Below are 734 nucleotides of genomic sequence, written 5' to 3'. Positions count from 1 at the left end.
AGTGAGACCATGGCGGCATAACTTTTCGCGAGCTTGTCGAAGCGGGTCACGATCCGGCGGTTCTCTTTCAGCCAGCCGAACATGCGCTCGATGATGTTGCGCTGTCGGTATTTGGGCCGGTCAAACAGTCTTGGTAAGCCAGGCTTGGGCTTGCGCTTCATCGAGCGCAGCGGGATGACGGGTTGCATTCGATATTGGTCGCAGTAGCGGCGTAGCGCTTCTGCGTCGTAGCCCTTGTCGGCAAGCAGCCATTTGCAGCGCTTGCGCGGGCGGCCACGTTGGCTCGATGGAATGCTGACCTCGTCCAACAGTGGTTGTGCGTAGCTGATGTCACTGGCTTGACCGCCAGAGAGGAGAAAACGCAGCGGTGTTCCGTTGGCGTCGCATAGCATGTGGATTTTGGTTGTCAGGCCACCGCGACTGCGGCCTAGAGCATGATCGGCAGGCTCGTCAGGCCCCCTTTTTTCCCGGCGCCAGATGAGGCTCGGGGTTGCGCGTACTGCGGTTGAGTCGATCATCCAGGTTTGCAGATCGATCAAGCCCTGCTCATTCAATCGCAGGTGCAGACGTTTGAGCATCTGCTCGAAAGTCCCTTGGTTTCGCCAGCCCCGAAACCGCTGATACACCGTTGACCATGGGCCGAAGCGCTCTGGCATATCTCGCCATGCAGCACCTGAGCAGAGCACCCACAGCACGCCATCGAGCATCAGCCGGTCGCTCAGTCGGGGCCGGCC

Annotated in this window: 1 protein-coding gene; it reads right to left on the bottom strand. The window is 59.9% G+C overall.

Going from position 1 to position 734, the window contains the following annotated elements:
- Positions 1-707 (bottom strand): IS5 family transposase (locus APH33_RS27070; RefSeq protein WP_371263277.1); only part of this gene is annotated, 707 nt, incomplete at its 3' end.
- Positions 708-734: the final 27 nt, after the last annotated feature.

Origin of the sequence: Pseudomonas sp. NBRC 111130, from assembly GCF_001320485.1 — a bacterium.
GTDB classification, from domain to species: Bacteria; Pseudomonadota; Gammaproteobacteria; order Pseudomonadales; family Pseudomonadaceae; genus Aquipseudomonas; species Aquipseudomonas vlassakiae.
Note: the sequence above shows the minus strand (reverse complement) of the source record. Positions and strands in the feature narration are given on the sequence as shown.